Consider the following 8,241-nt stretch of genomic DNA (forward strand, 5'->3'; position numbering starts at 1 on the left):
GCGAAAGTCGCGCCCCTCCCTGCCCGCCTATTGAGCCCCCCGCCTATTGAGCCGCAGCCAGAACCCGTTGCGCCTGGATGAGATGGGGCCGGTCGATCATCTTGCCGTCGAGTTTCAGCACGCCAGCACCGGGATGGGTGGCGAATGCCTCCACCACCGCCCTTGCGTGCGCGACTTCGGTTGCGCTGGGGGTAAAGCCTTCATTGATCACGGCGACCTGTACCGGATGGATCGCCATCATGCCGGTGAAGCCATCGCGCCGCGCCCGTCCGACATAGGCCTTGAGGTCGTCCATCGCCCCGATCCGGGGGAACACCGTATCGATTGCGGGCACTCCGGCGGCGTGCGCGGCAAAGAGCGTCAGGCCGCGCGCCATTTCGAAGGGCGCAGTATAGCGTCCATCCTCCTCGCGCGAAGTCGAGGCGCCGATCGATGCCGGCAAATCCTCAGCCCCCCAGGTCAGGCCCGCCAACCGGTCCCCGACCTGTCGGAAGGTGCCCAGTTCGAAAATGGCGACGGGCGTTTCGGTTGCGATGGGAAGGATCGGCGGCACGGTCCCGCCATCGGCCAGGCCGATCAGTGCATGGACGCTCGCCGCGCCTTCCGCCTTGGGCAGCATGATGCCGTCAGGCGCCGCGGGCAGGATGGCGGCAAGGTCGGCCCGGCTATGATCCCCGTCCAGCGGATTCACCCGGACAAAGGCCACGCAATCGCGCGGGCCGGCTAGCCATTCGGCAATGGCCTCGCGCCCGAAGGCCTTGCGTTCCGGGGCGACCGAATCCTCCAGATCGAGGATGATCGCGTCGGCGCCGCTGGCCGCCGCCTTGGCGAAGCGTTCGGGGCGGTCGCCGGGCACGAACAGCAGCGAGCGCAGCTTCATGCGGGCCTCTTCCGCAATAATGCCGTCCGCAGGCATTGGCAGACGACCTCGTCCCGCTGGTTATAGAGGCGGTGCGTGAATGTCACGATCCCCGCTTCGGGGCGCGAGCGGCTTTCCTTGAGGTCCGTGACTTCGGTTTCCGCCCGCATGGTATCGCCGATGAAGACGGGCTTGGGCATGACCAGCTTGTCATAACCCAGATTGGCAACCAGCGTGCCCAAGGTCGTATCGCCCACCGACAGCCCCACCATCAGGGAGAAGGTGAAGGTGCCATTGACGAGAATCTGCCCGAACTCCGACGCCTTGGCCGCTTCCGCATCCAGATGCAGCGGCTGGGGGTTATGGGTCATGGTGCTGAACAGCAGATTATCGGTTTCCGTCACCGTGCGGCGGATTTCATGGGTTATCCGGTCGCCAATCTGCCATTCGTCAAAATAGCGGCCCGCCATCAACCTTCCTCCCGCTCGACCAGCACCAACAGCGTGCCTTCGCTGACCTGCCCGCCTTCGCTGGCATCCAGTTCCGCCACCACGCCATCGAAGGGCGCGACAAGGCTATGCTCCATCTTCATCGCCTCCAGCGTGACCAGCTTCTGGCCCTTGGCGACCCTGTCGCCCTTCGCCACGGCGACGGCGATGATCCGGCCCGGCATGGGGGAGAGGATCGCGCCGTCCGATGCCGCCGCGCCGCCCGCCTTGACCGGCGGCGTCTGGCTGAAGAACCAGCTTTGTCCCGCCTCGGTCACGATGATCGTGCCGTCCCGCTCCATGTCGGAGCAAAGACCGGTGCGAAGCTCGCTGGACTTCGCCTCCGCGACGACAGGACGGCCATCCACGAACAGATCGACTGAGGTTTTGGGCGCTGCGTTGAGGCGGAAACCGAACAGCCCCTTCCCTTGCCATTCCCTGCGGAAATGCTGGCCAGCCGCCGCAAGAACGCGATCGGAGGGGCCATCGATCGCCGTCAGCGCCTCCCCCTGCCGCTCGATCATGCCGGTGTCGAGCCGACCTTCGGCAAAATCCGGCATGGCGAGACAGGCGTGCAGGAAAGGCTTGTTGGTGCGCAGCGGCCCGACGAAGCTGCTGTCCAGCCAGCGGAGCAGACCAAGCCGCGCCGCGTCCCGATCCGCGCCATGGCAGATGACCTTGGCGATCATCGGGTCGTAGAAGGAACTGACGGTATCGCCCTCTTCCACCGCCGTTTCCACGCGGGCGTGATGGTCGAACGACAAGCGGTCGATCCGGCCGGGACTGGGCAGGAAACCCCTCACCGGGTCCTCGGCATAGAGACGCGCTTCGATGGCATGGCCGTTGATCGACAACTCGCCCTGCTTCTTTGGCAGCGGCTCGCCACTCGCCACACGAAGCTGCCATTCGACCAGATCGACGCCGGTAATCTCCTCCGTCACCGGATGCTCGACCTGGAGCCGCGTGTTCATCTCCATGAACCAGATGCGGTCGGCGCGCAGGCCCCCACTCTCTTTGGCGCTGGCGTCGGCGATAAACTCGACCGTGCCCGCGCCGACATAGTCGACCGCCTGCGCCGCCCGCACCGCCGCGGCGCAAATGGCCTGGCGGGTCGCCTCGTCCATGCCGGGCGCGGGGGCTTCTTCGATCACCTTCTGGTGGCGGCGCTGGAGCGAGCAGTCGCGCTCGAACAGATGAACCACCTGACCGTGGCTGTCCCCGAACACCTGCACCTCGATATGGCGCGGCGAGAGGATATATTTCTCGATCAGCACCTGATCATTGCCGAAGCTGGAAGCCGCCTCCCGCTGGCAGGAAAGCAGCGCGTCGGCAAAATCCGCCGCCGCGTCCACCCGCCGCATGCCCTTGCCGCCACCGCCCGCGACCGCCTTGATCAGTACGGGATAGCCGATGGCGTCGGCTTCGGCTTGCAGGCGGTCAGCGCTCTGATCCTCGCCCAGATAGCCCGGCGTGACCGGCACGCCCGCGTCGGCCATCAGTTTCTTGGCGGCGTCCTTCAGCCCCATGGCGGTGATGCTGGACGGGTTCGGACCGACCCAGATCAGGCCCGCGTCGATTACCGCCTGCGCAAAGGCGGCATTTTCCGACAGGAAGCCGTAACCGGGATGGATCGCCTCTGCCCCCGTCGCCCTAGCGGCGGCGATGATCCGCTCGCCGATCAGATAGGATTGGCGCGCCGGCGACGGACCGATATGCACCGCCTCGTCGGCCTGCCGCACATGCAGGCTGTTCGCGTCGGCGTCGGAATAGACCGCCACGGTGCGGATGCCGAGGCGGCGCGCGGTGCGGATGATACGGCAGGCGATCTCGCCGCGATTGGCTATGAGCAGGGACTGGATCACATGCGGAACACCCCGAAGCGGGGCGCCTCCTCGACTGGAGCGTTGAGCGTGGCGGCAAAGGCAAGGCCCAGCACGTCGCGGGTCTGGGCGGGGTCGATCACCCCATCGTCCCACAGCCGCGCGGTGGCGTGATAGGGATTGCCTTCATCCTCATATTTCTGGCGGATCGGCGCCTTGAAGGCTTCGGCCTCCTCCGGCGTCCACTTCGCGGCGTCGCGGTGGACGGTCGCCAGCACGCTCGCCGCCTGCTCACCACCCATCACCGAAATCCGGCTGTTGGGCCAGGTGAAGAGGAAACGCGGGCCATAGGCGCGCCCGCACATGCCATAATTGCCCGCGCCGAAGCTGCCGCCGATCAGCACGGTGATCTTGGGCACGCTGGCCGTCGCCACCGCCGTCACCAGCTTCGCGCCATGCTTGGCGATCCCCTCCGCCTCATATTTGCCGCCGACCATGAAGCCGGAGATATTCTGGAGGAACAGCAGCGGGATGCGCCGCTGGCAGGCAAGTTCAATGAAATGCGCGCCCTTCTGCGCGCTCTCGCTGAACAGCACGCCATTATTGGCGAGGATCGCCACCGGCATCCCCCAGATATGAGCGAAGCCGCAGACCAAAGTGGTGCCGTAAAGCGCCTTGAACTCATGAAATTCAGAGCCGTCGACGATCCGCGCGATCACCTCGCGCACATCATAGGGCGCCCGGACGTCCTGGGGCACGATGCCGTAAAGCTCCTCCGGATCATATTTCGGCGCTCTCGGCTCACGCAGGTTGAGGTCGATGCCCGGCGCCGGCTGCAACGTCGAAACAATGTCGCGCACGATGGTCAGCGCATGTTCGTCATTCTCCGCGACATGATCGACCACGCCGGAGCGGCGGCCATGGACTTCCGCGCCGCCCAGATCCTCGGCGGAGATCACCTCGCCCGTCGCCGCCTGCACCAGCGGCGGCCCGGCAAGGAAAATCGTGCCCTGATTGCGTACGATCACCGTCTCGTCCGACATGGCGGGCACATAGGCGCCGCCCGCCGTGCAGCTGCCCATGACGCAGGCGATCTGCGGGATGCCCCGCGCCGACATCTGCGCCTGATTGTAGAAGATGCGACCGAAATGATCCCGATCCGGGAAGACCTCCGCCTGATTGGGCAGGTTCGCGCCGCCGCTGTCGACCAGATAGACGCAAGGGAGCCGGTTCTCCAAAGCAATCTCCTGCGCGCGCAGATGCTTCTTCACCGTCAGCGGATAGTAAGTCCCGCCCTTCACCGTCGCGTCATTGCAGACGATCATCACCTGCCGCCCCGACACCCGACCGATCCCCGCGATCATGCCCGCGCCCGGCACCTCGCCATGATACATGCCGCCTGCGGTAAGCTGGCCGATTTCCAGAAAGGGACTCCCCGGATCGAGCAGCCGTTCCACCCGCTCACGGGGCAACAGCTTGCCGCGCGCCACATGCTTGGCCCGCGCCGCCTCGCTGCCGCCGAGCGCCGCCTGCGCGACCCTGGCGTGCAACTCATCCCGCAGCGCCCGGTTATGCACGGCGTTGGCGCGAAAAGCCTCACTCTCCGCCGAGAGCTTCGTGTCGAGAACCGGCGCACTCATGCCCTTGCGCTCCCCTGCCTTGCGTTCCCCTGCCTTTTGATTGCATATCCGAGGCCATTCATGCCGACCATCCTGCTCCTCACCATATCCAACCTGTTCATGACCACCGCCTGGTATTGGCACCTGAAGGGCGGGATGAACAAACCCCTGTTCACGGTCATCCTGATCAGTTGGGGCATCGCCTTCGTCGAATATTGCTTCGCCGTGCCCGCCAACCGCTTCGGCTTCGCCAGCGGTTGGAGCGCGGGCCAGCTCAAGATCACGCAGGAAGCCATTGCACTGCTGATCTTCGGCGGCTTCATGGTGACAGTGCTGGGCGAGCCGCTGCACTGGCGCCATCTGGCCGCCTTCCTCTGCATCATGGCAGCGGTCGGCTTCCTGTTCGTGGGCCGCGCGTAGAGAGCCCGCATCGTTTTGGCGAAAAACCGGTACCCACTTTTCCGCACGATGCTCTAAACCCCGATCAATTCGCGGCCGATGAGCATCCGGCGGATTTCATTGGTGCCAGCCCCAATGTCGAGCAGCTTGGCGTCGCGCATATAACGCTCGACCGGCCAGTCCTTGGTATAGCCCGCGCCGCCCAGCGCCTGAACCGCCTCCAACGCGACCTTCATCGCATTTTCGCTCGCCAGCAGGATCGCGCCCGCCGCATCGAAGCGCGTGGTCCTGCCCCGGTCGCAAGCCTGCGCCACCGCATAGACATAGGCCCGCGCCGAATTGAGCGCGACATACATGTCGGCAATCTTGGCCTGCATCAGTTGGAAGGCGCCGATGGGCTGGCCGAACTGTTTGCGCTCGCGGACATAGGGCAGCACCACGTCGAGACAGGCTTGCATGATACCGAGTTGAATGCCCGACAGCACCGCCCGCTCATAGTCGAGACCCGACATCAGCACACCGACGCCGCCATGAAGCGGCCCCATCACATTTTCCTCCGGCACTTCGCAATCGTCGAACACCAGTTCGGCGGTGGGCGAACCGCGCATGCCGACCTTGTCGATCTTCTGCCCGATGGAGAAGCCCGCAAAATCCTTCTCGATCAGAAAGGCAGTGATGCCGCGCGACCCTTCACCCGTCTTGGCATAGACGACCAGCGTGTCCGCATAAGTCGCGTTGGTGATCCAGAATTTCGTGCCATTGAGTACATAGCGATCGCCGCGCTTCTCCGCGCGCAGCTTCATGGAAACAACGTCCGATCCGGCGCCCGCTTCCGACATGGCGAGCGATCCGACATGCTCGCCGGAAATCAGCTTGGGCAGATAGCGCGCCTTCTGGTCCGGCGTGGCCCAGCGACGAATCTGGTTGACGCACAGATTGGAGTGCGCGCCATAGCTCAAACCTATGGAGGCTGACGCCCGCGCCACCTCTTCCTGCGCGATCACATGCTCCAGATACCCAAGGCCAAGCCCGCCATCCGCCTCATCGACGGTGATGCCATGCAGCCCCAGCGCGCCCATTTCGGGCCATAATTCGCGCGGGAACCAGTCCTTGGCGTCGATTTCCGCCGCCAGCGGGGCGATGCGGTCAGTGGCGAAGCGCGCGCTCGTCTCGCGGATCATCTCCGCATTTTCACCCAGCGCGAAATCGAAATCGGTCATTGGCTTGGCTCTCCTTGGCGCGCATCCTAACCCTCAACGCACCCCAAGAAAAATTGAAACCGCGCAGGATAGTGTATAGTTTCTGTCTATGATCGAACGCTATCTGCTGCGCTATTTTCTGGCCGTGGTCGACCAGGGCAATTTCTCCCGCGCCGCCGCGCATTGTCTCGTGTCGCAGCCGACGCTGTCGGTCGGCATCGCCAAGCTGGAACAGGCCGTCGGCGCGCCGCTGTTCCTGCGCAGCAACCAGCGGGTCGAACTGACCGAAGCCGGAGCGCGCCTCCTCACCCATGCCCGGCGGATCGAGCGCGAATTCAACCTCGCCGAACTGGCAGGGGAGAAGGCGGAACAAGCCCCGGTCCTGCGCATCGGCCTGCTGCTGAGCATCCCCGGAGAAGCCGTGGCCCGCGCCGTCGCAAGCTGCCCGCCCGCGCAGCAGGGCCGGATCGAGTTCATCCCCGGCAGTGAGCGGGAATTGCTGGGTCGGCTCGACGCAGAGCGGATCGATGTGGCGCTCAGCCTCATCCGCCCCGGCACCGATCGGTTCGGCACCCACACCATTATTGAGGAAGGCTATGGCGTTGCGATGCCAGCCACACACCGTTTGGCTGGGCGCGACACCGTCTCGGCAGAGGAATTGGCGACCGAAACCATGATCGTGCGCCGCCATTGCGAAGCCCTGTCGGCCACCAGCCGCTATTTCGTCGACCGCGGCGTGCGACCGCATTTCGCCTTCCGGTCCACCAATGACGAACGGGTCATGCAAATGGTCGCCGCAGGACTGGGCGTGACAGTGATGCCGATGAGCTATGCTTGGCCCGATATGGTTCACGCACAGCTCAAGGATTTTGGCGAGCGCCGGACCATCGGCTTCCTCCATGGCGCACGTGCTGACGGTGTACGCGGAGCATCGATACTGGCCGCACTGGAAGCGGCACTCAAAGCCCCTCCACTTCGACAACGCATTGACAACAGGTAAAAAAATATTACCCGTCGGGGCCATTTTATCGGGGGATATTACACAATGCGTTACCGGCTTTACGCTGCCTTGGGTGCGGCATCCTTTTCCCTGTCTGCGTGCGGCGGGGGCGGAGACCAGGTCAATTCGACACCGCCGGCACCGACCAACGCAACCCTTGTCGATCTGCAATATAGCCAGACCTTCAGCGCGCGCGGAGCCGAAATCAACTATAGCGTCGCACCCAATGGCTCTGCCACTCCCCCAACAAGCAGCGGGGGCATTCTGGCTGGCAGCGACTATGGGACCGAAATTCGCTACGACGCGAGTTCCAAATCCTACACCGTCAAAACCGTCGGCCCGTCCAATGCCTCAATGCAGTTTACCGAAGCTGACCGCGTCGCTGCCCAGTCCAATGCCGCGATCACGGTATATGAGAAAAAGAGCGGCGCCACGATCGATAATCTGGTGCTGTCCAACCCAGGCAGCGGCAATCCGACGCGGGCCCTCACCTATACCAGCTATGGCGCCTGGCAGCGCATTGCGCAGGGCACATCCGGCCTGGATGTTCGGACAGTCTTTTTGAGCTATGGCCTGAAAACGGCTGCGTCGGACATGCCACGAACAGGCGCGGCAAGCTATCAAACGACCATTGACGGCCAGTTTGCCGATGCAAGTGGTGTTTACGCCGTGAGCGGGAACAGCAGCTTCGGGGCAGACTTCGGCGCGGGAACCGTCAATTTCTCCATGACTCCGGTGGGGCAGCACGTGCTCAACGGAACGAAGCTATATTTTGGAACGCTCGATGGAACCGGCACCATCGACTTCAGCGCCTCATCCTTCAGTGCCAATCACTGTCCGCCGTCAGCGCCCATGGC

At 64.2% G+C, this 8,241-nt stretch carries 8 protein-coding genes; 3 read left to right on the plus strand and 5 right to left on the minus strand.

What is annotated here, in order from left to right:
- Window positions 1-43 precede the first annotated feature (43 nt).
- Genes F7P65_RS03980 through F7P65_RS03995 form a run of 4 tightly spaced genes read right to left on the minus strand, consistent with a single transcriptional unit; the run spans window position 44 to window position 4,807 of the window.
- Window positions 44-880, minus strand: coding sequence for an HpcH/HpaI aldolase/citrate lyase family protein (locus tag F7P65_RS03980; protein WP_150290451.1), 837 nt, complete (start codon window positions 878-880; stop codon window positions 44-46).
- The gene (locus tag F7P65_RS03985) at window positions 877-1,329 is read right to left on the minus strand and encodes a MaoC family dehydratase (protein ID WP_150290452.1); all 453 of its coding nucleotides are present in this window, start codon (window positions 1,327-1,329) and stop codon (window positions 877-879) included. Before F7P65_RS03985 ends, F7P65_RS03980 begins: the two co-directional genes overlap by 4 nt.
- The gene (locus tag F7P65_RS03990; RefSeq protein WP_150290453.1) at window positions 1,329-3,209 is read right to left on the minus strand and encodes an acetyl/propionyl/methylcrotonyl-CoA carboxylase subunit alpha; all 1,881 of its coding nucleotides are present in this window, start codon (window positions 3,207-3,209) and stop codon (window positions 1,329-1,331) included. Before F7P65_RS03990 ends, F7P65_RS03985 begins: the two co-directional genes overlap by 1 nt.
- Entirely contained in the window at window positions 3,206-4,807 is a 1,602-nt protein-coding gene (locus F7P65_RS03995) for a carboxyl transferase domain-containing protein (protein ID WP_150290454.1), read from the minus strand. The genes F7P65_RS03990 and F7P65_RS03995 overlap by 4 nt, the downstream gene beginning before the upstream one ends.
- A 60-nt stretch (window positions 4,808-4,867) precedes the next feature.
- On the opposite strand from F7P65_RS03995, the gene F7P65_RS04000 reads away from it, so the two are divergent.
- Window positions 4,868-5,206, plus strand: coding sequence for a DMT family protein (locus F7P65_RS04000; protein WP_150290455.1), 339 nt, complete (start codon window positions 4,868-4,870; stop codon window positions 5,204-5,206).
- A 53-nt stretch (window positions 5,207-5,259) separates the two neighbouring features.
- Here the strand turns inward: F7P65_RS04000 and F7P65_RS04005 are convergent, their stop codons facing one another.
- Window positions 5,260-6,405 carry an isovaleryl-CoA dehydrogenase gene (locus F7P65_RS04005; protein WP_150290456.1) on the minus strand — a complete coding sequence of 382 codons (1,146 nt, stop codon included), beginning with the start codon at window positions 6,403-6,405 and terminating at the stop codon, window positions 5,260-5,262.
- Between the two features lie 88 nt (window positions 6,406-6,493).
- Between F7P65_RS04005 and F7P65_RS04010 the strand changes: the two genes are divergently transcribed.
- Entirely contained in the window at window positions 6,494-7,384 is an 891-nt protein-coding gene (locus F7P65_RS04010; RefSeq protein WP_150290457.1) for a LysR family transcriptional regulator, read from the plus strand.
- Window positions 7,385-7,429: 45 nt separating this feature from the next.
- Window positions 7,430-8,241, plus strand: an 812-nt coding sequence (locus F7P65_RS21950) for a hypothetical protein (RefSeq protein WP_162854521.1), incomplete at its 3' end; no start/stop codon positions are given.

The organism is Sphingobium estronivorans (assembly GCF_008692605.1).
Taxonomy (GTDB): domain Bacteria; phylum Pseudomonadota; class Alphaproteobacteria; order Sphingomonadales; family Sphingomonadaceae; genus Sphingobium; species Sphingobium estronivorans.